This window comes from Clostridium sp. LBM24168, from assembly GCF_052953915.1.
Genome location: NZ_CP196861.1, coordinates 3,139,712 through 3,164,617, shown reverse-complemented (window position 1 = coordinate 3,164,617; position 24,906 = coordinate 3,139,712). Strand labels below are relative to the sequence as shown.

Genomic DNA, 24,906 nt, shown 5'->3' with positions numbered 1-24,906 from the left:
CTGTTATGAACAAAGGAGAGATTTTATGTATAGTACTAAAATTGATAAGAAGTGGCAAGAAAAATGGGAAAAAACACATATCTATAAATTTGATGAAAATAATGTATCGAATAAATTATATGTACTTGAAATGTTTTCATATCCATCAGGAAGCAAATTACATGCCGGACACTGGTTTAACTATGCTCCTGTGGATTCCTGGGCAAGATTAAAAAGAATGCAGGGTTATAATGTATTTCAACCTATGGGATTTGATTCATTTGGACTTCCTGCAGAAAATTATGCTATTAAAACTGGAATCCATCCAAGTGATTCTACTGAAAAAAATATTGATACAATGGAGAAACAACTCAGATCTATGGGTGCTATGTTTAACTGGGAAAACGAAGTAATTACCTGCCATCCTGACTATTACAAGTGGAACCAGTGGCTGTTCCTCCAATTATATAAACATGGCCTGGCCTTTAGGAAAAATGCTCCTGTAAATTGGTGCCCGAGCTGCAAGACAGTTCTGGCAAATGAGCAGGTTCAGGAAGGTCACTGTGAAAGATGTGGAACCGAAGTTACCAAAAAAGACCTGACACAGTGGTTTTTCAAGATAACAGACTATGCGGAAGAACTTCTTCAATATCTTGACAAACTCGATTGGCCAGAGACAACAAAGGCAATGCAGAGACACTGGATTGGTAAGTCCACAGGTACAAATGTAACTTTCAAGGTATGGAATTCTGATCTTAAATTCAGTGTTTTCACCACAAGAGTTGACACTTTATTCGGCGTTACCTATGTAGTCCTATCCCCTGAAAACAACCTGGTGGATAAACTAACAAAAGAAGAATACAGAGAACAAGTGGAAGAATATAAAGAACAGGCTAAAAAGCAGAGTGAAATTGAAAGACAGTCAATTACAAGAGAGAAAACAGGTGTATTTTCCGGTTCTTATGCCATAAATCCTATAAATGGAAGAAAGGTTCCGATATGGATTGGTGATTATGTATTAAATACTTATGGTACAGGGGCTGTAATGGCTGTTCCTGCACATGATGAAAGAGACTTTGAATTTGCAGCCAAATACAAACTCCCTATTGAGAGGGTTATAGAAGGCGGCGATAGTCTCCCCTATGTAGATCATGGTAAAATGATAAACAGCGGCGAATTTAATGGTTTAACCACAAAAGAAGGCAAGGAAGCCATAACTAAAAAACTTGAAAGTATGGAACTTGGTTCTGGAAAAGTAAACTATAGATTAAGGGACTGGCTTGTATCCAGACAAAGATACTGGGGAACCCCTATTCCAATAGTATATTGTGAAAAATGTGGTATAGTACCTGTACCTGAAGATCAACTTCCTGTCAAACTTCCTTATAATGTTGAATTTTCTCCGGATGGAAAATCTCCACTTTTAAAATCGGAAGAATTCATGAATACTACCTGTCCTCATTGTGGCGGTCCTGCAAGAAGAGAAGCAGATACTCTGGACACCTTTGTATGTTCCTCCTGGTACTATTTAAGATATGTAGACAATAAAAACAGTAAGGAAGCTTTTAATAAAGATAAAATAGATAAAATGCTTCCTGTAGATATGTATGTAGGCGGTCGTGAACATGCATGTATGCATCTTTTATATGCTAGATTCATAACCAAAGCACTTAGAGATATGGGATTTTTAAAATTTGATGAGCCATTTTCATCTCTTAGACATCAGGGAATAATACTAGGACCTGATGGACAAAAAATGAGCAAATCCAAGGGAAATACCATATCTCCTGATGACTGCATAAAAGAATATGGTGCAGATGTATTTAGAATGTACCTTATGTTTGGATTTGACTATTCAGAAGGCGGTGCCTGGAGTGATGATGGAATTAAATCCATGAGTAAATTTGTAGAAAGAATAGATAGAATTATATCTCAGGTAAAGGAATTAACAGATAATCCTAAAAACAGCAAAACTTCTATGGATAATGATGAAAAAGATCTCAATTACGTTAGAAACTTTACTATAAAATCAGTTTCAGAAGATACCAATAAATTTCAATTTAATACATCAATAGCAAGGATTATGGAATTTACAAATGCTCTATCCAAATATTTGAAGGTAAAAAACAAGAATATAAAATTTTTACAGAATACAATAGTAGATTTTATAAAAATATTAGCTCCTTTTGCACCTCATTTTTCAGAAGAACAGTGGGAATTTTTAGGTAAAAAATATTCCATATTCAATGAAAAGTGGCCTGAGTTTGATCCAGCTGCTCTTATAAAGGACAATATTGAAATTGCCATTCAGGTAAATGGAAAAATAAAATCAAAAATAAATATTGCAACTGGTCTTTCAGAAGATAAAATAAAAGAGATATCTCTGACACAAGAAAATGTTCAGTCAGCCATTGACGGCAAGAATATTAAAAAAATCATAGTTGTAAGAGGAAGACTCGTAAATATAGTTGCAAAATAAATTAAAAAGGCAGGTAGAAACCTGCCTTTTATTATAATATTTTAATTATAAATCTGAATTATTTTTTCCGTAGATTTCAGTAAATTTACAAGTTCAAAAACTTCACCTTCATCAATAAGTTTATTTAATTGCTTCTGACATCTTGTAGCATCTGATAGTTTTCCCATTGAAGAAATTGTAATTATGTTGTTCATTATATCAGATACAAGACTTGATTTAACTTCAAATAATTTTTGTGCATCTTTAATTTCATCTTTAATATCAAGCATCTGCTGATCAAGATTAAAAGCAAGATCTGCGGCACTTTTAAGCTTATCCTTAATATAATCCGGTATCTCATGTTTGTATTTATAATTCAGAGAATGTTCTATAGTAGCCCAAAAATTCATTGCCAATGTCCTTATTTGAAATTCTGCAATTATATCCTGCTGACCTTCCGCCATATTTACAGGATATTTGATTATGACGTGATAACTCCTGTATCCACTTTTTTTTACATTAGTTACATAATCTTTCTCATACATTATGCTCATATCTTTTCTACTTCGGATTATATCAACTACCTTTTGAACATCATCTACAAACTGGCACATAATTCTTATGCCGGCTATATCCTCCATTTCATATCTTATCCTGTGAAATGGTATATTAAATTTATCTGCTTTTTCAAGTATGCTGGATATTTCCTTTACTCTCCCGGTTACAAATTCTATAGGTGAATATTCATTTTTTTTTCTATATTCAAGCCTTATACTCTTAATTTTAACTTTTAACTCTTCAACAGCCTGTTCATAGGGTATTAGAAATGTTTTCCATTCTCCTATTGCCATATTTATCCTCTCCCGTATTGGATATAAACTAAAATTATTTTATAATAAAAATTAAATAAAATCAAAATATATTTAAATTATTTGATATAATTAAAATATATTACTGAATAAGGGTGGAATTTTAAATGTCTAAAAAAACAGATGATTCAATATTGTATAATCCAGAAGAACAAATATCAATGTTATACGATAAAAAAGTAACCTGCCCTGTATGTGGGACTGAATTCAAAGCAAGATCCATTAAAAAGGGCTCTTATAGAATATTAAAAAAGGATCCAGACTTATTTATAAGATACTCAAAGATAAGTCCTTACTTTTATGATGTCTGGGTATGTGATGAATGCGGCTATGCTGCTATAAAAAACGATTTCGAAAAATTAAATGATTACGATGCAGAAACAATACGAGAAAAAATTTCTCCTAAATGGAAGCATAAAAATTATCCTGAAGTGTATGATATAAATTTAGCAATTCAAAGATATAAACTATCATTGTTAAATTACTATGTAATAAACTCCAAGGAAAGCAAAAAAGCAATTAACTGCTTAAAATTAGCATGGATGTATAGGCTTAAAAATGATTGTGAAAATGAACAACAGTTTTTAAAAAAAGCTCTTGATAATTTTTCCACAGCATATTATAATGAACCATCTCCAATATGTGGTATGGACAAGTTTACTACAATGTATCTCATAGGAGAATTAAAAAGGCGTCTTGGAAATAGTGAAGAATCCCTCATGTGGTTCAGCCAGGTAATAACTTCTCCAGTATCATCCCAGAAAATTAAAGATTTAGCCAGGGATCAAAGAGATACAATAAAAGTCAAAGACATCAGCAAAGACGAAGAAGTAGACGATAAAAAAGGCCATGGGTTCTTTTCAAAATTTCGTGAATAACAACATATAATTCAAAGTAAAAAGCATAAATTATACTTTTTACTTTGAATTATAGTCAAATTATTTTTATCGGATTAAAATTTATATAATCTGCGGAAGTCAATATATATTCTATTCCATTGATTTCTCCTGAAATTACCCTTGAAAATGACTCCCCATGCAAATGTCCATATATAACTTTTTCAACTCCGTATTCTTTAAACAAATTTGTAAATTCCGAATTCATAAACTTTTCATCTATTGGAGGATAATGCATCATTACAATGAATTTTTTATAATTTTCTCTTGATGCCGATTCTAAAGAATTCTTCAATCTCAGTACTTCCCTATTATATATTTTCTGATCATGTGAAGTAAAATTTTCATTTCCAGGACAATTCCATCCTCTGGTACCACAAATTGCATAATCGTTATATATATAAAAGTTATTTTGAATAAATTTCATATCTTCATATAAATTATTTAGTTTCTTTATACCGGTCCACCAATAGTCATGATTTCCTTTCACAAATACCTTTTTTCCGGGTAATTCATGAATCCACTCAAGATCTACAAGTACATTTTCCATATCCATAGCCCAGGATATATCCCCGGAAATTAATACAGTATCATCTTCAAATACTTTATCCAACCAATTTTCACGTATTCTCCTGTCATGCTCGAACCAGTTATTACCAAAAACATCCATAGGCTTGTTCCCACTTTTATCCAAATGCAAATCGGATATTGCAAATAAAGCCACTCAACCACCTTCCAACTACTATAAAAACTTTATTTTCCAGTTATACTATTATCTATATCCACCACATATGCTATTACTTTTGCAACAGCATCATACAATTCAAAGGGAATATTATCTCCAATATTTATATTAACCAAAAGATCCGTAAGTTCTTTATCATATACTACGGGCACATTGGACTCCTTCGCTTTTTTTAAAATATTATCAGCTATCTGTCCAATACCCGCAGCACTAACTATAGGTGCTTCATAATCAATATCATATTTTAAAGCTGCCGCTTTTTTCCTTTTATTCATAATATTTTACCTCACATCATACCCTAGTATTTATTATCCCAATCTCGTTGTCCTGAAAGAAGTCCCTGCAGGTGGATATGTTCATCTCTTCCTGTTTTTCACTGAAATCAATATCTATATTATAACCCAGGTTAGACAGACTCTCCAATATTTTTTCGCTGTGATTTTCCAGAAGTTTTATAAATGATTTTTGGCTTTTCACATCTATATGCATATTTTTATTTTTAACTGTTAAATATGCATCTACCACACCCATGTTTTCAGTATTTATAGATGTAGCAATTTTAACATCTGAGCTGTCAATCTTTTTTCCTCTTTTTCTATGATCTTTTATTATAAGCTTGCATTCATAATTATTGTTTTGAAGCTTTAACGGCAGGTCCATATAGTAGTAGGAATTTGATATAGTATTGAATATCTTAAAATCATTCATATTGTTATTTAAGAAACTTATAATATTTGCAGGCTTGTCAGAATTCTTATCCTGGATTTGATTAATTGCCTGTTCTATAACATCAGACATCTCACGTGTCTTAAAATTCACCTGTTCTTTTACCTGATTTGCAATACTTTCTATTAAATCCTTAGATATTAAGTTAGTCTTACCTTTGGAAACATAATCACTAAAAATATTCTTGATCTCATTTTTTATATCAATTTTTACATCACTCTTTGCATCTTTATCAATATTATTCTGTACATTTTCATTTTGGTCTATATTAATTTGCTTTATATTATTACCCTTTTCAATTTCATTTTTTGCAATCTTCAAATTTTCTGGAACCGACTTTGATATATTCTCTGTCGCTTTTTCATCTCCATCTAAAGGATAATTTTTTAAAGTACTTTCCTTACTATCTGTAACATCATTCACATTTTGTTTAACAGCAGCTATTTCAGAACTATCTACATTTTTGTATGCCTTTTCAATATTCTTCTGCAATACATTTATATAATCATCCGTACTTGATTTTACATTTTCAGAATTCTGCTTAATTTCAGGCTGAACATTCTTTCCAAATCTTTCTCCTAAAGCTTCAATTTCTCTATATATTATAGTTGGCTTTTTAAACACATCATTAAAGCTTTTTATATTTTCATTATTTACATCTATATTGTTTTCAATAAATGTAAATATGTCTTTACTATTGAGCTTTTCTATATTGGTAAAAAAATCTTTCAGTATACTACTTATCCTTTCTCCTTCAGTACTATTGACCGCTACATTTTTACTTAAAAGATATTTTTGTATAAAATTATCTTCTTCTCCATCATCCGTTTTCACTTTATTCATAAATTCCAAGAGTGATTTTATATTTGAAATATTATCTTTGGTAAGAGGAATTTCATGCTTTATCATATTTTTAACAAGATCATAATCTTCAGTACTCAAATTCATGGAATTTTCCTTTATAAAAAGTTTTACAGCATCTTTCCCGCCATTTTTCACTTCTTCATTTGTTCCAGTAACAATCTTTAACTTGAGTTTTCCATCCTGAAATCCATCCACTTGAAATGCCAACAATTGACCTTGAGATATTTCTCCCAGATTTTCTATAGCTGCAGGAAACTGCCATCCATCCAAAAGTCTTAATAGTATACCCTTAGAAACCTTATCCAAATCCATTACTCTAGCTAGAAATTTCTGTCCTATCTCAAAAGAAAGCTTTGTAGATATTCTTTTATTATTTACATTATAAGTACTATTTACATTCCATATTCCCGCCAATTTGATCACCCTTTATATAAATATACAATATATTTATTTATCGTATATAAGTTTAATTTCATGAATAAAAAGTCTGGCACCAATAATATCGGTGTCAGATAAATTCAGTTTTTATTTTATATTAGGCAGCCTGTTTTCCCTCTGTGTATTCTTTTTTTAATATAGGTGATACACTCTTATAAACTACTAATGTAAGCGCAGTCAATACAACTCCCTTTAATAAATTAAATGGTATGATAGACCAGAGTATCAAAGTTCCAACACTATCTACATTTCCATTTATCTTTGATGCAATCGCAACTATCTGGCTTATAGGAAAATTAAATGCCCTTTCATAGAGTGGTAAAAGTACAAAATAATTTAAAATTGCTGCTGCAATAGACATTGTTACGGTACCCGCCATAAGGCTCATTATTGCAGTGGATTTTGATTTTTTGAGTTTATATATGATTCCTGCTGTACCTACCAAGACAGATCCTATAGCGAAATTTGCCAATTCTCCTACAAAGGCTGTCTGTCCTGCAAATATACCATGAAGTATATTCTTTAAAAATTCTATTATAATTCCAGCTACAGGTCCCAATGCAAAAGTTCCTATTAATGCCGGTAAATCACTAATATCAATTTTCATGAACGATGGAAAAATTGGCAGCGAGAACTCTAAAAACATAAGTAAAAATGCAATAACACCTAATAAAGATATTTTCACAAGTCTGTTTAATTTCCTGTTCTTCATAATACACCCTCCTAATTCATAAGTATAATCTTCTGATATCCTATTAAGGGGTGATAAAGTATAATAAAAAAAGCTCCAACAAAAGTCAGGGCCAATAAATACTTTTCACTTCTTCCATCCAGACTATACTGTCGGCTTCGGAATTTCACCGAATCATGCCATGAAGGCTCGCGGGCTTTACCGCCGGTGGGGAATTACACCCCGCCCTGAAGATTATATTCAATTTAATTACAGATTTATTATAATACTTTTATTATTAAAAATCAACCTGCATTGAAAAAGATATTCCATTGATTTGTTGAAGGTTTTTATGTTAAAATATTTATATAAACATTTTCTTGATTCTTATCACTAAAATTGCTGAAATAAATAATTTATACGACAAAAGCAATATTTATCTCTATAGTTCTTATAAAAATTTTTCAACTCTGGTTTATTAAATAAAAAAAGTGAAATATTAGTATTAGAGGAGGTATTAATAATGTCATATTTTTTAACAGATGATAACACAAAGTTATACTATGAAGTAGCTGGGGAAGGTGAAAAAACCATTGTTTTCATACACGGGTGGTCTGCCAGTCATTTGTTTTTCAAAAAACAAATACCAGTGTTATCCAAGACCTATAAAGTTGTTGGTTATGATTTAAGAGGACACGGACTATCAGAAGAATCTAAAGATGGATACAACTTACCGCAATATGCACAAGATTTAAAAAATTTGATTGACCATCTTAAATTGAAAAATGTAGTATTAGTAGGCTGGTCTATGGGTACCCACATCATATTTGAGTACATTAAACAATTTGGATGCAGTAGTCTGTACAAAATAGTGCTAATAGACATGACTGCTAAACTTATAACTGATGATAACTATAAAGACGGACTTTATGGAAAGTTTACACATGAAGATAATTTAAATACACTGGAAGCTATGAATACCAATTGGAAAGCATTTGCAGACGTATTCACCCCTGCTATTTTTGCAAAATCAGGTTGTAAAGATAAGGAAGAACTAGATTGGACATATAAAGAAGAATATAAGAATTCACCCACTGTTATGACACGTATGTGGGTTAGCATGAGTATACAGGATTATAGAGATGTCCTCGATAAGATAGATATTCCTACACTCATAACATTTGGCGAGGAAAGCTGCTTATATATGCCTGAAAACAGTGAGTATCTAAATAAAATGATAAAAGGTTCAAAAAAAGTAGGTTTTCCGGGATGCGGTCATTCACTAATATTAGAGGATCCAGATAAATTCAATAGAGAGGTTGAAAATTTCATAGGATAAGGTTCTATAAAATATATTCTATATAGCAGTAAAATTCCAGTAAAATTTTATTTTTACTGGAATTTTATTTTATTAAGTCTAATTAGCTGCTAAACTCTTTTAAAGAATAGAAAGATATTATTCTGAAAAATAACCGCAATATGCTCCCCCTCAAATTTAAAACCTACCACAGTTTCATTACATTTTCTTATTCAAGAATATCTTTCTATTTTTTACATTAATATGACTTTCCTTCTATGCATATATATTACTATATTCAAAAACATTTTGCAACTATTTTAATTAAAAATAGTTGCAAAACTATATGAGATGGTATATTATATAGTTAATTGATATTTATCACAATAACCATATAATTAAAATTTAAAACTTACATCACCTTTGATATAATCAGTCTATATAAATTGGATTGATTATATCATTTTTTAATTATCAAATTATATTCGCTTTAACTTAATTTTATTATGTTAATATAATACCATTTTTTTTGAATATAGTTGCAACTTTTTTTTTATTTTTTGTTGCAAAATTCATATTATAGGTGTAAAATGTAAATTAATGAAAATAAAAACTATTTCTTTTTAGGTGACTAGATGAAATTTTTAACCAGCAATGAAAAAATAAAAAAATTAAGAAAAGATTTGAACATGAAGCAGCAGGATCTACAGGATGAAAACATAACCAGAGGACTTATAAGTATGATTGAAATAGGTCGGAGAAATCTTAAATATGATACTGCTGTAATACTTGCTAAAAAATTTAACGCTAGAGCTAAGGAATTAGGTCATGAATTATCCATAGACGGGGATTATCTATTGAGGTCACCAGAAGAGGATGCAAGGTTGTACTGTCTTAAAAGACTCAGACAAAAAAATATTTCCATGGATGATGTAAAATATGTAATGTCAATATCAGAAAGGTACAATTTGACAGATGTGGAAGCCGAGGCTTATTGTAAATATGGTGATATCTATTATGAAAAAAAAGATTGTGAAAAGGCATTTGTAAATTACAATCAGTCTTTAGACACCTATAAAAATATAAAGCAGAATGAAAAGGTATCTTATATATATTGGCGGCTTGGACTATGTAAAGGAAATCTTCTTCAGTACTCGGACTGTATTACATATTTGAATTTCTCTATACACTATTCCCTTGCTTATGACAATATGAAGATCTATGAACTAGCTTTATACGATATGGCACTTGCATATAGAAAGTTAAACAAGATAGATTTGTGTCTCGAAAATATAGATAAATACTTATCTATCCATAATAAGCAAGACAATTTTACATTTTACATATATGCCAACATTTTAAAAGCCGACTGTTTTGAGATTAAAAATGATCTTAAGACCGCTATAGACATATATATTTCTTTAGAAGATAAAATTGTAGATTTAGAGAACCCCTTACTTGGATACATATATAATAATTTAGGCTTGGTATACTGTCATATGAATGATTTTAAAAACAGCATAAACTATTTCAATAAAGCGGAGACCTTTAAATATAAATTTGACAGACCTACTTTATCCCATACATTTATAGAAAAATCCTATATATTTATAAAGCAGAAATCATATGATAAGGCCGTTGAATCTATAAAAATAGGTCTTAAAAACGCAGAAGAATATGGTGATATGGAATATATCATAAAAGGTAATCTTATGCTGTCTAGAATATATGATATATTGAATGATTATGATAAACTTGAAAAAGTCTATTTAAAACTAGTTGAAATATTAAAAAAAACCGGTGAAATTCATAATATTGTAGATCTTTCACTTGTCTACAACAAGCTATCATTGATATATCTGACAAAAGGAGATAAAACCAATACCAGAAAGTATCTGCTATTGTCACAGGATACTATAAAAAGCTACAATAATTCAACATATTACAATATAGATATTTTTTAATAGGGGGGAATTTTAAAATGAAAAAGAAATTGATCAAAACTGTTGCTGCCGCTATATGTTTTTTGACACTTTCACTAGGGGTTGTTACAACTGCTCAAGTTGAAGCCAAATCCATTTCTGCTAAAAATTCTGTAATTGTCGTTCAACCAATGGAGCTTCCGCCATTTCATTAAATAACATATAACAATATTTAAAAAACAGATAATCTGCCTATGTTTGATAAGTGCAGATTATCTGTTTTTATATTAAACTGAATATATAGAAAAATATAGTCTTTTGATATATAATTATGACATAAAATAGAAAGTCAGGTGATTTAATATGGAACCAGTACATATGTTTATAACAAGTTGGTGTCCTTACTGCAAACAGGCCCTTAACTGGATGAAAGAGCTTAAAAATGAAAATCCGGAATATACAAATATAGATATAAAAATAGTAGATGAAGAACTGAATCCAGAAACAGCAAAAAAATATGATTACTATTATGTACCTACATATTTTGTAGGAGAAAAGAAAATGCATGAGGGTGTCCCATCAAAAGAAATTATTCGCCAAATATTTAAAAAATCCCTCGAGTCATCTTCTTCTAACCCTAAAAACACAAAAATCTTTAAATAGTATTTTCTCCATACAGAAATAAGCTCTCATTTAATTACATTATCAAATAAGAGCTTATTTTTTATTTCATGCTAAGTGAAATTCTTTTTCTCTTTTCATCTATCTCAAGTACGGTAACCTGCACAATATCTCCAACCTGAACTACATCAAGAGGATGCTTCACAAACTTGTCTGAAAGCTGGCTTACATGTACTAATCCGTCTTGATGAACTCCTATATCAACAAAGGCACCGAAATCAGCTACATTTCTAACCGTGCCCATGAGTACCATCCCCGGCTTAAGCTGATTCATATCAACTATGCCGGTCTTTAGTATAGGCTTGGGAAGTTCCTCTCTAGGATCCCTACCGGGTTTTTTTATTTCATTTATAATATCTTTTAAAGTAGGTATTCCTGAATCAAGTTTTTTAGAAAGTATCCCTATTCCTATCTCTTTAACTCTTTCATCTATATCCTTGAGTGCTCCACCTCTGAAACCCTCCATAGTATATCCAAGAATATTCAAAAGTTCTTTGGCCATATCATAAGATTCAGGATGTACAGAGGTATTGTCAAGAGGTTCACTACTTTCCATAACCCTCAGAAAACCTGCACATTGTTCAAAAGCCTTTGCTCCCAATCTCTTAACTTTTAGTAATTCCTTTCTGCTTCTAAACTTCCCATTTTTTTCTCTATAATCTACAATATTTGCAGCTATAGCTGAATTTATTCCCGATATATAGGAAAGGAGTGATGGTGTTGCTATATTTAAATCTACACCCACACTGTTTACACAATCTTCCACAACTCCTTTCAGGGATTCATCCAACCTTTTAGGAGCAACATCATGCTGGTATTGCCCAACGCCTATTGCCTTTGGGTCTATTTTTACCAGCTCTGCAAGCGGATCTTGAAGCCTTCTACCTATTGATATTGCACCTCTAAGTGATACATTTACATCTGGATAATCTCTTGCAGCAAGTTCTGATGCCGAGTATACAGAAGCCCCAGCTTCAGATACTATAGCATAGTATAAATCCTTTTCCCTTTCCTCTTTTACCTCCTTTATGAGTCTTCCTATTATTTCCTCTGACTCTCTGCTTGCAGTTCCATTTCCAAGCGATATCATATTTATATCATACTTATACACGAGATATTTCAGTGTTTTTATAGAACCTTCCACATCATTCTGAGGTGCAGTTGCATATACTATAGCCGTATCCAGCAGCTTTCCCGTATCATCCAGCACAGCTACTTTACACCCATTTCTAAATCCAGGATCATATCCCATTACATTTTTGCCTTTTATCGGAGGCTGCATGAGAAGCGCTTTCAAGTTCGCCTTAAATATTTTTATGGCCCCTTCCTCGCCTATATCTGTAAGTTCAGATCTTATCTCCCTATCAATGGAAGGGTATATCAACCTTTTCAGAGAATCCACAATACTTTTTTCTATATAAATATCTGTAATACTATTTCCTTTAAGACACTCTTTCTCTAAATATGATACTATTCTATCCATATCACAATTTATCTTAACAGATAAAATTTTCTCCTTTTCACCTCTATTTATAGCAAGTATTCTATGAGGTGGAATAGACTTTACCACTTCGTTATATTCATAGTACATTTCATAGGGAGTAGGTTCTTTGCTTTCACCTTTTGTTTCAATTATTCCAGTATCATGCACAAATTTTCTTATCCACTTCCTATACTTTGCTTCATCAGAGATAACTTCACTTATTATATCCATGGCACCAGATAGAACATCTTCTATATTTTCCACTCCTTTTTCTGCATTTATAAACTTTTCTGCATATGAGTTTATATCACCCTTAAAACTTCCGCTTATTATAACATCAGAAATAGGCTTCAATCCTTTTTCCTGCGCAATAGTAGCTCTAGTCCTCTTTTTAGGTTTATATGGTCTGTATATATCCTCAACCTCAGTTAGAGTACCACAGATTTCTATGGATTTTTTTAATCCTTCTGTAAGCTTTCCCTGTTCTTCTATTATTCTTATTACATCTTCTTTTCTTGCCTTTAAATTTCTAAGATACATAAGTCTCTGTGCAAGCTTTCTTAAAGTTATATCACTCATGCTGCCTGTCAGTTCTTTCCTATATCTTGCTATGAAAGGCACTGTATTACCTGAATCTATTAATTCAATTACATTATTTATATATTTTTTATCTACACCTAATTCTAATGATAATGTGTCTATTATATTGCTCATTTTTACCTCCTGCCTTAATTTTAAAGCTATGTTAAATAAATAATCAATTAAAAATATATTACAACAGTTATATGAGCTTTGGCAAATTAATATATATTTATATACAATAAATAATTTTAGGAGCTATAATATATGAAAAGATTTATATTATCTTTATTTATAACCATATTTTGCTTAATTTGTTCTATGAGTTTTCAAATCTATTGCTCTACAAAGCCTTTAGATTATGCAGACATAAAAAATGATATAACCTATCTATCCTCAAATGATTTCAATGGCAGACTCCCAGGAACCATAGAAAATTACGAAGCAGTACGCTTTATAAATGACTATTTCAGAAGCCAAAACTTAAAGCCTTACAATAACAACTATCTAGAAAGCTTCAATGTCATATATCCCAAAAGAATAAATGGTATACCAAGCTTAACAGTAAAAGATAAAAATGGATTCATAATAAAGCAATATAAATATGGAATAGACTATAAAGAAGACATGTTGAACTTCAGAAACAATAATGTATCCTTTAACAAAAAAGATACTATACTGTGGAAAGGAAATAGTTTCCAAGTTCAAAAGGGAAATGCATATTTTCTATTCTACAATCCGCAGCAGGACAATTTGAATTTCAGAAGCTCCTTTATTGCTAACTCTCCTAATTCCATGTATATAATGATAAAGAAACAAACTTCTCAACAAATAAAAAATTACATAGATTCAGGTTGTGAAATAACTTGTTTTATACCTTTTGAAAATAAATTCACATCTATATACAATGTAATAGGCTATATAGCAGGTAAAAATACATCTCTTCCTCCAATTATATTGTCTGCTCACTTTGATCACCTTGGGAGTGATCTATCTGGAACAATATACGGAGGAGCCCTGGACAATGCCTCTGGAACTTCCTTTTTGCTTGGACTTGTAAAATATATAAATTCTTTAGGAAAACCTGACAGGAACATAATATTTGCAGCTTTTAATGCAGAGGAATTCGGCTGCCTAGGCTCAAAAGATTTCGTAAAAAAATATAAACAGAATCTAAAAGGCAGCAAAGTTATAAATTTGGATATGATAGGAAGCAACAAAGATGTACCTATATCCATAATGGGAGGTAGATGGGATAATAAAGACGTAAACTTCATAAAAGAAATAGCAGCTCTTTGCAGTAAAAATAACGAAAGCTTCAAATATTCATTTGAAAACGCAAGTGACCATGAATATTTCAGGGCCTATGGCATAGATGCCATAACACTGTCAGATGCTGATATGTCAAGGATACATACTCCAATGGATAAGTCATATTATATCGGTACAAAATCTATAGAAAGATGTTTTAATATTGTTTCAAAAGAGATAAACAAATATGCTTTTTCTAGCAATCCATATTTTATATACTATAAATCCTTTTTTCTTCTATCACTAGCGGGCATAACAATAACAAGCATTCTATACCTCAGACATGATTTTCTTTAAATTTAATATAGAACAACACAGGAGCAATAAGAAAAAGCATGCCTAAACCACAACTGAAGAATCCAAATTTTCCTCCAAATTTTTCCATTATAACCCCTACAAATGCATTTCCAATAGGTGTACTCCCTATATTTAAAAATGCATATATGCTCATTACCCTTCCCCTGTATTCATCTTCGGTATTAAATTGTAAAATTGCATTGGCTCTATTCAAAAAAGTCAACCCAAAAAAGCCTATAAATATAAAGAGTACTGCTACTATTATATAATCAGACGTAAATACAGTTATTATCTGTAAAACTCCGAGAATAATTGAATTTATAATTAGATAATGATGAACTTTTAGTTTTCTACCTTCGTTTGCCATAAATACAGCTCCCAAAAGAGATCCTACTCCTATAAGACTCAATAAAAAACTATATTCAGCGGCATCTCCATTCATAACCTCTTTTGCAAATACAGGTATAATTACGTTGCTGTTAAATGCAAAAGTACATACTATTGCCAACATAAGCATCGTAGATATCAGGATCTTTTTGCTGAAGGTATACATTATGCCATTCTTAAGTTCCCTAAAAACCCCAGAGTTCATATTAACAGATACCTTTGGATTTCCCATGGCATTTATTTTAAATATACCATAAATAACTGGTATAAAGCTTATTGCATTAATTAAGAAACATTGAAATACACCGAACCTGTTCATTATTATTCCTGCAAGTGCTGGTCCAACTATACGAGACATGTTAAATACGGTTGAATTCAATGATATAGCATTTGGAAGATCTCTTTTTCCTACAAATTCTATAAAGAAAGACTGTCTTGTAGGCATATCCAGACTCGTTATACTACCATTTACTGCAGCCAACAATGCAAGCATCCAGTATTTCCCTATACCACTATATACAATAATGCACAGTATAAATGCTTGAATCATATATGAAAATTGAGTTACTATTAAAATCTTTTTCTTAGAATGCCTTTCGGCTATGACCCCTCCTATCAGTGTTATCAAAAGTACCGGTGCATATTGAAACACTCCTATAAGTCCTAGAAGAAAAGGTGAATTGGTCATCTTGTACACATACCAGCTCAAGGCAGTATTTTGAATCATAGTTCCCATCAAAGATAACAACTGCCCTGATAAAAAATATCTAAAATCTCTATGATTGAGAGATATAAACGTATCCTGTAATTTGCTCTTAAAACTCATATTCAAATCCCTTTAAACATTACTTTGTATAAATAGTTTATTTTACCTGCTGTTTTAAATACGCCGCTATAAAATTATCTATATTTCCATCCATTACCGAGGTTACATTTCCATTTTCCTCTCCGGTTCTATGGTCTTTAACCATGGTATACGGTTGAAATACATAAGACCTTATCTGACTTCCCCATCCCATGTCCTTTAACTCGCCTGTCAAATCCTCTATCTTTTCTTTGTGTGCTCTTTCCTTCAATTCTACAAGTTTGGATTTTAACATTGACATTGCAGTTTCCCTGTTATAGTGCTGACTTCTCTCATTCTGACATTGTACTATTATTCCCGTAGGAACATGGGTTATTCTAACGGCAGATTCAGTCTTGTTAACGTGCTGACCGCCGGCTCCACTGGATCTATAGGTATCCACTTTTAAATCTTCCGATCTTATATCTATATCCTGATCTCTAGTAAGTTCAGGTAAGACTTCCACTGAAGCAAATGACGTCTGCCTTTTACCATTGGCATTGAAAGGCGATATTCTAACCAGCCTGTGTATTCCTTTTTCAGCTTTTAGGTACCCATAGGCAAATTCGCCTATTATCTTCAATGATACACTTTTTATACCTGCGTCTTCTGCAGGAAGCATATCCAGCATTTCGACTTTATAACCTGATTTTTCAGCCCATCTAGTATACATCCGGAGCAACATTTCAGTCCAATCCTGGGCATCTGTTCCGCCTACTCCTACATGGAGATTTAATATTGCATTGTTTTTATCATACTCTCCTGATAAAAGTAATTCTATTTTAAGTTTTTCCAATACTTTTTCAATATTTTCTACTTCAGCTATTATATCTCCAGATACAGAGGAGTCTTCTTCTTCTATGGCTATACTGGACAGGGTTTCCACATCTTCCACTCTATCTTTCAGTTTATTGTATATATCCAGCTTTTCATTTAAAAGTCTCTCTTCAGAAGATACCTTCTGTGCCATCTGGGGATTATCCCAAAAACCCTTTTCCTGCATTTTAAACTGAAGTTCTTCTATCCTATTTTTACAGTTATCCAGGTCAAAGAGACCCCCTTATTTCAATTAATGACCTTTTAAGCAGACTTATTCTTGAAAATATATTTTCCAATTCAACTATCATGTAATCACCTCATTTATTCATAATTAACCATTGCTATTGACTACTTTTCCGCAGCAGTTTTTATATTTTTTGCCACTTCCACAAGGACAAGGATCATTTCTTCCAACTGTCTTCTGCTTCCTTATTGGCTGCCTTTTAACTGGCTCACCTGCATCTTGGTTTGTGCTTAAATTTTTAGCAACCCTTTCTCTTTCAGGAGCTCTCTCAATCTTTACATGGAATAAATATTTTATAGTATCAACTTTAATATTATAGATCATCTCATTAAACATTTCACTGCCTTCAAACTGATAAGCCTGAGCAGGTTCCTGCTGTCTATAGGCTCTAAGTCCTATAGCCCTCTTCAAATGTTCCATATCGTCTATATGATCCATCCATCTAGTATCAACCACTTTAAGAAGTATAACCCTTTCTATTTCCCTCATCTGCTCTGACGTAAATTCTTTCTCTTTTTCTTGATAAATTTTCTCTCCCAATTCTATATATTTATCTATTATATCCTCATTAGAGAGATTTGCTATATCATCAAATTTAATTGCTCCTTCAGGAACATAAATTTCTTCCATATAGCTTATCAAATTTCTGATTTCTTCATCAAATTCATCGTCATCACCAGATATGTGGGATTCTACAATTTCAGAAACCAAGCTATTCAGCATATTTTGGATCTGATCTTTTAGATCTATCCCTTCAAGCACTTCAGATCTCTGTTTATAGATTATCTCCCTCTGTTTATTTATTACATCATCATACTGCAGCAATGTTTTTCTTATATCAAAGTTATTGCCCTCCACTTTCTTCTGGGCATTTTCTATAGCATTTGTAACCATTTTACTTTCTATTGCCTCATCTTCTCCAAGTCCAAGTTTTTCAACCATTCCCTGGAGTCTATCTGATCCGAATATTCTCATCAAATCATCTTCAAGAGAAACATAAAATCTTGATTCTCCAGGGTCACCCTGACGTCCTGAACGACCTCTAAGCTGATTGTCAATTCTTCTCGATTCATGCCTTTCCGTACCTATTATCTTAAGTCCACCTAAGTTTACAACGCCTTTTCCAAGTTTTATATCGGTACCACGTCCTGCCATATTAGTAGCAATGGTCACAGTTCCCTTTTCGCCAGCATGTGAGATTATCTCGGCTTCTTTTTCATGATATTTCGCATTCAATACCTGATGAGGTACCCCTCTCTTTTTAAGCATATCAGAAAGAAGTTCAGATTTTTCTATACTTACTGTACCAACAAGCACCGGCTGACCTTTTTTGTATGTTTCATATATATCGTCTGCCACAGATTTAAATTTACCTTTTGCAGTCTTATAAACCAAATCAGGCAGATCTTTTCTTATAACAGGTTCATGGGTAGGAATAACTATTACATCCAATCCATATATTTCTCTAAACTCATTTTCTTCTGTCTGAGCAGTACCTGTCATACCTGAGAGTTTATTGAATATTCTAAAATAGTTCTGATATGTTATAGTTGCAAGAGTTTTTGATTCTCTTTCAACTTTTACTCCTTCTTTCGCTTCTATAGCCTGGTGAAGTCCATCACTATATCTTCTTCCTTCCATCATTCTTCCAGTAAATTCATCTACTATTAAAACCTCTCCATTTTTCACCATATAGTCCTTATCACGTTTCATTATATAATTTGCTTTCAATGCCTGAACTACATGATGTTGAAGTTCCATGTTTTCTGGATCTGCATAATTATCGAGATTGAAAAACTTTTCAGCTTTTTCTATACCTCGTGATGTAAGGATTACTGCATTTGCCTTTTCATCTACTGTAAAATCGCCTTTATCTTTTTCTTCAATTTCCTTCTCATCTTCAGATGCATTCTGCTTTTTCAATGTTTTTGCAAAATGATCCGCTACTTTATAAAATTCAGTTGATTTCTCACCTTCACCTGAAATTATAAGCGGAGTTCTGGCTTCATCAATTAAAATTGAGTCAACCTCGTCAACTATAGCAAAACTCAATTCTCTTTGAACTCTCTCTTCTTTGTATACTACCATATTATCTCTTAGATAATCAAAACCGAACTCACTGTTGGTTCCATAAGTTATATCACAATTATATGCTTCCTGCCTCTGTGATTGATCCATGTCATGAAGTATAACTCCAACTTTAAGTCCAAGAAATTCGTATACAGGTGCCATTGAATCCCTATCTCTTTTTGCCAAATAATCATTTACTGTAATTATGTGAACACCCTTACCTGTAAGTGCATTCAAATAAGCTGGTGCAGTAGCAACCAATGTTTTACCTTCACCAGTTTTCATTTCAGCTATTCTGCCTTGATGAAGTACAACTCCACCTATTAGCTGTTCTCTATAATGCTTCAATCCTACAGTCCTGGCCGCTGTTTCCCTGACCACTGCAAAAGCTTCTGGTAGTACCGAATCCAAAGCTTCTCCATTCTTAAGCCTTTCTTTAAATTCATCAGTCTTAGCTCTCAGCTGATCATCTCCCAATTTTTGCATGTCACTATCTAAATTATCTATTTTATCTACTATGGGAATAATTCTTTTTACTTCCTTCTCGCTGTACGAGCCAAATATTTTTTGAAAAAGTTTCATTATTTTCATCCTCACATGTAATTTTATATAAATATATACTTTATAAATTATATCACCTAATTATAGGGCATTCAACTAATTAAAAAATAGTTTACTTTAGTTTAATAAATAATAAGAGAGGAAGCTTATAAACTTCCTCTTACTAAATACATTCTAAAATTCAGGCTCAATAAGCCCATAATCTCCATCTTTTCTCTTATAAACTACATTTACTTCTCCACTTTCTGCAGCCTGATACACAAAGAAATTGTGGCCTAAAAGTTCCATTTGAAGAACCGCTTCTTCTGCAGACATTGGTTTTACTGCAAACTTTTTAGTTTTAACTATTTTATTTTCTTTCTTCTCCTCTTCACGTTGATCTGGTATGAACTGGAACCTTAATGACTCTGAAGAACGTTTTCTTTTGAGCAACTTAGTTTTCTGTTTTCTTATTTGTCCTTCCAATTTATCCACAACTAAATCAATTGAAGCATACATGTCATTATTTCTTTCTTCTCCCCTAAGTATAACCCCTCCCAATGGAATGGTAACTTCAACAATCTGGGAATTCTTTTGCACACTCAATGTAACATGTGCCTCTACATTAGGGTTGAAATACTTATCTAGCCTTGAAAGCTTTTTATCCACTGTACTTTTCAATGCATCAGTCACTGAAATGTTTTTCCCTTTTACCGTTATTTTCATATTTCCAGCCCCTCTCTCTTATCATATATGTCCATGATAAAATCAGCATAAACATATATTTTATAATAGTTTTAAATAAAATCATATCACATAATATTATGTAATATCTTATGACTATATTTTAATACTCTTTATCACAAAATACAATAGTGCAGATTTCTCAAAAGTCATGCTTAAAAATTAAAAAGGTGCCTGCTATAATATTGCAAAATTTCCAGTATAATAAATTAAATTTTGCGTATCATATTTATATAAGGTTATCAATATATTATCCAAAATATATTGATATTGACCTTTATGCCCTGGATGATGAATTCCGTGATTTAAAAATTCTTCATTAAATTCTCTACAGCATAATACATTTTTACATTCTTTAACCAAGGTTTTCACCCCTTGGTTTTTTTCTTTACAAAGAACATTAAATATTTTTTTGTGGCGGTTGCACTTAATTTTAGTGTGTCCTGCAACCGTAGACACAAATGATGGTAATTACCTTCATTTTCTTCATGTATATAAATCTATTATTTTCAATTTCGCTAAGGTATTTCCTTAGGACACTTATTATTCTACATAGTATTTGTTACAGCTTAATGTCATATTTATTAATTGTTTGTAACAAAATACAATGAACTTTTCAGTATGGATAATTACAGTTTATTATATATTATCCATATATAATATATAATAGGTAGAAATATTTTAAAACTTATCAACAATGTTGATAAGTTTTTATTTATGTGCGCCCAGCATGGGCGCAATCTAATGGGTGAAAGTCCCAAGCACGGGTTGATAGTGCCAAGTGCATAGCTTAAGACAAGGGTGTCCATGGTGACGTGGAATCTGAAGGAAGTCGGTAGCAAAACTCTGGTCTGACGGACAGAAACTACATATAAGGCATATGTCTGTGGGTAAGTTTGCATAACAAAATGAAGCCCTAAACTATCCAAAAACAGGCGGTGTAAATGTAGCAGATAGATAGAGTGAAAGATTGCGTTCTTACCTGGGGAGATCTGACAGATAAGTTACAGATATGAATTTAGAAATAACAACCCATACAGTAATGTGTGGCTGAACTGTCAGAAGTCAGCAGATGTCATAGTACCACGTAAAACGCGTTAGCGTGGGAAGGACTGAACAATAGGAGGTTTTGAAACTTTGAAAAACACAGAGAAATGTGATAACAGCAGACAACTTCATAATGAAGGTTACCTACAAAAGGATAGAGTGGAACTCAAAGAATATGTAGGAGCGCCGAGCATTTCATTGACGTTAAAAAAGCAACAGAACGCCAAAAGTAGATACAATAATGAATTGCTTGAGAGAATTGTTGACAGAAATAACTTAAATCAAGCATTTAAGAGAGTTAGAGCCAATAAAGGCAGCCATGGAATTGATGGTATGAATGTAGATGAACTTCTACAATACCTAAAGGAAACGGGTGCCAGCCTTCGGCAATCATTATTAGAAGGTAGTTATAAGCCTAATCCAGTAAGACGAGTGGAAATTCCAAAGTCTGATGGAAAGAAACGACCACTAGGTATACCAACGGCTGTAGACCGAGTAATACAACAAGCTATTGCTCAAATATTAAGTCCAATATTTGAAAAGAAATTTTCAGATAAAAGTTATGGATTTAGACCAAATAGAAGTGCTCATCAAGCAATTCTAAAATGTAAAGAATACATGGACAATGGCTATAGATGGGCAGTAAATATTGATTTAGAGAAATACTTTGATACTGTAAATCATGATAAATTAATTGGATTGATTTATGAAGAAATAAAAGATATTAGGGTAATATCTTTAATAAGAAAATATCTACAAGCAGGTGTAATGGAAAAAGGTATTTTTAGCATTACAAGAAGAGGCGTTCCACAAGGTGGAAATCTCTCACCATTGCTAAGCAATGTCATGTTAAATGAACTGGATAAAGAATTAGAAAAGCGAGGACTACATTTCTGTAGGTACGCTGACGACTGTAATATATACTTGAAAACAAAAAAGGCAGCATATCGAGTAATGGCAAGTATAACAAGGTTTATAGAAGAGAAATTAAAACTCAAAGTCAACAAAGATAAAAGTAAGGTCGATAGACCGTGGAAGTTGAAATATTTAGGATTTACATTTTATCCAAAGAAAGGTGAAATGGGAATAAGAGTACATCAAAATTCTGTTAGGAAACTTAAAGTTAAACTTAAGGAAGTAACAGGAAGAAGTAATGCTATGAGTATGGAACTCCGTGCGATTAAGCTAAAACAGATTATAATCGGATGGATTAACTACTTCAAACTGGCAGATATGAAAAGTACACTTAAGATGTTAGATGAGTGGCTTAGAAGAAGGATTAGGATGTGTTATTGGAAACAATGGAAGAAACTCAAAACAAAACACGATAATCTTAAAAGGCTTGGTATTGATGAATATAAAGCTTGGGAATATGCAAATACAAGAAAAGGCTACTGGAGGATATCCTGCAGCCCTATTCTATCAAAGACACTATCTAATAAACATCTTAAAAAGCAAGGCTTTATAACATTAACCGAAAGGTATCTATAATTAGGTAATTCTTATTGAACCGCTGTGTACCGAACGGTACGCACAGTGGTGTGAGAGGTCGCTGAATAAAATAATTATTCAGCTCCTACTCGATTTAGAATATGTCATTCTATAAACAAACAAAAAAGTAAGCATTCAAAATACTACAGTAAAATGCTTACTCTGTTATATGGAACTACTTTGCTATTTGGTATTTTATTATTCACCAATAAACTCCTTTTCTTCTAACAGTTTTTTATATTCAGATGTCAATTTCATAAAACCCTCTTCGTTATTCATATTCAACATAATATCTATCTCATTTCTTACAATACCTATTCTACAATCTATATATTCTTTAGCAGATAACCATTCATATATTTTTACTACATTATTTTCTATATTTATTTTTAATGTAGAATAATTCATAAAAAAACTTATCCAGGTAGATTCAGAGATATATTTCATAAACGTGATTCCATAATGTAAATTTTTAATCACATATACGTCAGCTCCGTGATATTTAAATTCTCCCCATACTTTAGTATTTGAGTTCAGATTCTTTAAGTCTTCAAAATTGAATAGCTCTCCTTTCATACTTATTCACCTACTCTTTTATATTGGTCTCTACCTTTAGTATATTAAACTTAACCAGATATTTAAAGCATTTAATTATATCTCAACCTGTTTTATATACTTTTTGACTAAATCTTTATTAAATTTTTAGCTATCTGTTTAGCCTACTACAATAATTCTGAAAGCTTATTTTCTTTTCCCATAACTCTACAAATAGCATTTGCTGTCTGTAAAGCTAAATAATAAACAAAACTTAATCTAGTGCCCTGTAGAGCCATAGAATCATATTTACCGTATACATTTATTATTGCCGTAATACTTATATCTCCAATTGCCGGTAAATTTTTATTAAGCCCAGCTCCAGGCTTTAAAGCCCTATTTTTTATAAATATTTTGCCAACATCTCCTCTATATCCTAACCCTGCATCCACAGCTACAATTAAATTGTTTTTGATATCTATATTTTTTAAAATTAATTCTAAATTATTTGAATGCATAGGATATTTTAATGTGCCATAAACTTTAAATCCATATTGCTTAAGTTTTGTACCAACTATAGGTCCATAACTATCCCATATATATTTATCTGTACCTATACAAGTAAATATTATTTCTTTATATGGCTTTTGTATATCATCTAAAGATGTCTTTAACAAATTTTCTAAATTTTTCATCCAATCATCTCCATAAATTTTAAGTATCTTTATTATGATGTATGGACCTTTCATTACAGTATTTTGCTATAGACAAATCGTATAATTTGTTATCAACATTATACGCTACTTTATAAAATGTAACACTATATATTTCAGTATTATTATAGGCATTTATTACTCAAATTTTGTCATTTATACTGTTTTTATTGGCTTTATAGCTAAAATTTTTATTATTTTATGTCCTTCTTCCTCTATTATACAATAAAAAACACCATAAAATTCTTTTGAATAATA

The 24,906-nt window shown here is 31.7% G+C and carries 20 protein-coding genes and 1 riboswitch; of the genes, 8 read left to right on the top strand and 12 right to left on the bottom strand.

Annotated features, from left to right (window positions below):
• Positions 1-25: 25 nt before the first annotated feature.
• Entirely contained in the window at positions 26-2,458 is a 2,433-nt protein-coding gene (leuS, locus tag ACSVC9_RS15760; protein ID WP_446898342.1) for a leucine--tRNA ligase, read from the top strand.
• Between the two features lie 41 nt (positions 2,459-2,499).
• Here leuS and ACSVC9_RS15755 read toward each other — a convergent pair whose 3' ends face one another.
• On the bottom strand, positions 2,500-3,288 hold the full coding sequence (locus ACSVC9_RS15755; RefSeq protein ID WP_446898341.1) for a GTP pyrophosphokinase: 789 nt from the start codon (positions 3,286-3,288) through the stop codon (positions 2,500-2,502).
• Positions 3,289-3,413: 125 nt separating this feature from the next.
• Here ACSVC9_RS15755 and ACSVC9_RS15750 point away from each other — a divergent pair, with 125 nt between their 5' ends.
• Complete coding sequence (locus ACSVC9_RS15750) at positions 3,414-4,184, top strand: DUF2225 domain-containing protein (RefSeq protein WP_446898340.1); 771 nt, start codon at positions 3,414-3,416, stop codon at positions 4,182-4,184.
• Between the two features lie 55 nt (positions 4,185-4,239).
• On the opposite strand, the gene ACSVC9_RS15745 is transcribed toward ACSVC9_RS15750, so the two are convergent.
• The 4 genes from ACSVC9_RS15745 to ACSVC9_RS15730 form a co-directional block, all read right to left on the bottom strand.
• Positions 4,240-4,926, bottom strand: a complete 687-nt coding sequence (locus ACSVC9_RS15745) for a metallophosphoesterase (protein WP_446898339.1) — start codon at positions 4,924-4,926, stop codon at positions 4,240-4,242.
• A 29-nt stretch (positions 4,927-4,955) separates the two neighbouring features.
• Positions 4,956-5,222 (bottom strand): EscU/YscU/HrcU family type III secretion system export apparatus switch protein, encoded by a 267-nt coding sequence (locus ACSVC9_RS15740; protein ID WP_446898338.1) that lies wholly within the window; start codon positions 5,220-5,222, stop codon positions 4,956-4,958.
• Between the two features lie 16 nt (positions 5,223-5,238).
• Positions 5,239-6,960: a hypothetical protein gene (locus tag ACSVC9_RS15735; protein WP_446898337.1), complete on the bottom strand. Its 1,722-nt coding sequence runs from the start codon at positions 6,958-6,960 to the stop codon at positions 5,239-5,241.
• Between the two features lie 112 nt (positions 6,961-7,072).
• The gene (locus ACSVC9_RS15730; RefSeq protein ID WP_446898336.1) at positions 7,073-7,687 is read right to left on the bottom strand and encodes an ECF transporter S component; all 615 of its coding nucleotides are present in this window, start codon (positions 7,685-7,687) and stop codon (positions 7,073-7,075) included.
• 102 nt (positions 7,688-7,789) lie between these two features.
• Positions 7,790-7,905, bottom strand: a riboswitch (FMN riboswitch).
• 263 nt (positions 7,906-8,168) lie between these two features.
• Here ACSVC9_RS15730 and ACSVC9_RS15725 point away from each other — a divergent pair.
• The 4 genes from ACSVC9_RS15725 (at position 8,169) to ACSVC9_RS15710 (ending at position 11,527) form a co-directional block, all read left to right on the top strand.
• Entirely contained in the window at positions 8,169-8,984 is an 816-nt protein-coding gene (locus ACSVC9_RS15725) for an alpha/beta fold hydrolase (protein ID WP_446898335.1), read from the top strand.
• 593 nt (positions 8,985-9,577) lie between these two features.
• The gene (locus ACSVC9_RS15720; protein WP_446898334.1) at positions 9,578-10,906 is read left to right on the top strand and encodes a helix-turn-helix domain-containing protein; all 1,329 of its coding nucleotides are present in this window, start codon (positions 9,578-9,580) and stop codon (positions 10,904-10,906) included.
• A gap of 17 nt (positions 10,907-10,923) precedes the next feature.
• A complete protein-coding gene (locus ACSVC9_RS15715; RefSeq protein WP_446898333.1) occupies positions 10,924-11,079 on the top strand; it encodes a hypothetical protein in 156 nt (51 codons plus the stop codon).
• A gap of 148 nt (positions 11,080-11,227) precedes the next feature.
• A complete protein-coding gene (locus ACSVC9_RS15710; protein ID WP_446898332.1) occupies positions 11,228-11,527 on the top strand; it encodes a glutaredoxin family protein in 300 nt (99 codons plus the stop codon).
• Positions 11,528-11,588: 61 nt separating this feature from the next.
• On the opposite strand, the gene ACSVC9_RS15705 is transcribed toward ACSVC9_RS15710, so the two are convergent.
• Entirely contained in the window at positions 11,589-13,742 is a 2,154-nt protein-coding gene (locus ACSVC9_RS15705) for a Tex family protein (protein ID WP_446898331.1), read from the bottom strand.
• A gap of 132 nt (positions 13,743-13,874) precedes the next feature.
• Here ACSVC9_RS15705 and ACSVC9_RS15700 point away from each other — a divergent pair, with 132 nt between their 5' ends.
• Entirely contained in the window at positions 13,875-15,215 is a 1,341-nt protein-coding gene (locus ACSVC9_RS15700; protein WP_446898330.1) for a M28 family metallopeptidase, read from the top strand.
• Here ACSVC9_RS15700 and ACSVC9_RS15695 read toward each other — a convergent pair.
• The 4 genes from ACSVC9_RS15695 to hpf form a co-directional block, all read right to left on the bottom strand.
• Positions 15,196-16,428 (bottom strand): MFS transporter, encoded by a 1,233-nt coding sequence (locus tag ACSVC9_RS15695; RefSeq protein ID WP_446898329.1) that lies wholly within the window; start codon positions 16,426-16,428, stop codon positions 15,196-15,198. The two genes, ACSVC9_RS15700 and ACSVC9_RS15695, sit on opposite strands and share 20 nt — an antisense overlap.
• 37 nt (positions 16,429-16,465) lie before the next feature.
• Positions 16,466-17,573, bottom strand: a protein-coding gene (prfB, locus tag ACSVC9_RS15690) for a peptide chain release factor 2 (RefSeq protein ID WP_446898328.1) whose coding sequence is annotated in 2 segments (ribosomal slippage) — positions 16,466-17,494 and positions 17,496-17,573 — 1,107 coding nt in all. Because the reading frame shifts where the segments join, the coding sequence is not laid out codon by codon here.
• A gap of 23 nt (positions 17,574-17,596) precedes the next feature.
• A complete protein-coding gene (gene secA / locus ACSVC9_RS15685) occupies positions 17,597-20,161 on the bottom strand; it encodes a preprotein translocase subunit SecA (RefSeq protein ID WP_446898327.1) in 2,565 nt (854 codons plus the stop codon).
• A 153-nt stretch (positions 20,162-20,314) separates the two neighbouring features.
• Positions 20,315-20,845 carry a ribosome hibernation-promoting factor, HPF/YfiA family gene (gene hpf / locus ACSVC9_RS15680; protein WP_446898326.1) on the bottom strand — a complete coding sequence of 177 codons (531 nt, stop codon included), beginning with the start codon at positions 20,843-20,845 and terminating at the stop codon, positions 20,315-20,317.
• Between the two features lie 1,155 nt (positions 20,846-22,000).
• On the opposite strand from hpf, the gene ltrA reads away from it, so the two are divergent.
• A complete protein-coding gene (gene ltrA, locus ACSVC9_RS15675) occupies positions 22,001-23,401 on the top strand; it encodes a group II intron reverse transcriptase/maturase (RefSeq protein ID WP_446898325.1) in 1,401 nt (466 codons plus the stop codon).
• Positions 23,402-23,599: 198 nt separating this feature from the next.
• Here the strand turns inward: ltrA and ACSVC9_RS15670 are convergent, their stop codons facing one another.
• Together ACSVC9_RS15670 and yyaC are read right to left on the bottom strand one after the other, a co-directional pair.
• A complete protein-coding gene (locus ACSVC9_RS15670; RefSeq protein WP_446898324.1) occupies positions 23,600-23,977 on the bottom strand; it encodes an IDEAL domain-containing protein in 378 nt (125 codons plus the stop codon).
• A gap of 146 nt (positions 23,978-24,123) precedes the next feature.
• Positions 24,124-24,630 carry a spore protease YyaC gene (gene yyaC / locus ACSVC9_RS15665; RefSeq protein WP_446898323.1) on the bottom strand — a complete coding sequence of 169 codons (507 nt, stop codon included), beginning with the start codon at positions 24,628-24,630 and terminating at the stop codon, positions 24,124-24,126.
• Positions 24,631-24,906: the final 276 nt, after the last annotated feature.

What these genes read in the sequence shown, in the direction of transcription:
- leuS (WP_446898342.1), top strand. Translation starts at nt 26, where the DNA reads ATGTATAGTACTAAAATTGATAAGAAGTGGCAAGAAAAATGGGAAAAA.
- ACSVC9_RS15755 (WP_446898341.1), bottom strand. Translation starts at nt 3,288, where the DNA reads ATGGCAATAGGAGAATGGAAAACATTTCTAATACCCTATGAACAGGCT.
- ACSVC9_RS15750 (WP_446898340.1), top strand. Translation starts at nt 3,414, where the DNA reads ATGTCTAAAAAAACAGATGATTCAATATTGTATAATCCAGAAGAACAA.
- ACSVC9_RS15740 (WP_446898338.1), bottom strand. Translation starts at nt 5,222, where the DNA reads ATGAATAAAAGGAAAAAAGCGGCAGCTTTAAAATATGATATTGATTAT.
- ACSVC9_RS15730 (WP_446898336.1), bottom strand. Translation starts at nt 7,687, where the DNA reads ATGAAGAACAGGAAATTAAACAGACTTGTGAAAATATCTTTATTAGGT.
- ACSVC9_RS15725 (WP_446898335.1), top strand. Translation starts at nt 8,169, where the DNA reads ATGTCATATTTTTTAACAGATGATAACACAAAGTTATACTATGAAGTA.
- ACSVC9_RS15720 (WP_446898334.1), top strand. Translation starts at nt 9,578, where the DNA reads ATGAAATTTTTAACCAGCAATGAAAAAATAAAAAAATTAAGAAAAGAT.
- ACSVC9_RS15715 (WP_446898333.1), top strand. Translation starts at nt 10,924, where the DNA reads ATGAAAAAGAAATTGATCAAAACTGTTGCTGCCGCTATATGTTTTTTG.
- ACSVC9_RS15710 (WP_446898332.1), top strand. Translation starts at nt 11,228, where the DNA reads ATGGAACCAGTACATATGTTTATAACAAGTTGGTGTCCTTACTGCAAA.
- ACSVC9_RS15705 (WP_446898331.1), bottom strand. Translation starts at nt 13,742, where the DNA reads ATGAGCAATATAATAGACACATTATCATTAGAATTAGGTGTAGATAAA.
- ACSVC9_RS15700 (WP_446898330.1), top strand. Translation starts at nt 13,875, where the DNA reads ATGAAAAGATTTATATTATCTTTATTTATAACCATATTTTGCTTAATT.
- ACSVC9_RS15695 (WP_446898329.1), bottom strand. Translation starts at nt 16,428, where the DNA reads ATGAGTTTTAAGAGCAAATTACAGGATACGTTTATATCTCTCAATCAT.
- secA (WP_446898327.1), bottom strand. Translation starts at nt 20,161, where the DNA reads ATGAAACTTTTTCAAAAAATATTTGGCTCGTACAGCGAGAAGGAAGTA.
- hpf (WP_446898326.1), bottom strand. Translation starts at nt 20,845, where the DNA reads ATGAAAATAACGGTAAAAGGGAAAAACATTTCAGTGACTGATGCATTG.
- ACSVC9_RS15670 (WP_446898324.1), bottom strand. Translation starts at nt 23,977, where the DNA reads ATGAAAGGAGAGCTATTCAATTTTGAAGACTTAAAGAATCTGAACTCA.
- yyaC (WP_446898323.1), bottom strand. Translation starts at nt 24,630, where the DNA reads ATGAAAAATTTAGAAAATTTGTTAAAGACATCTTTAGATGATATACAA.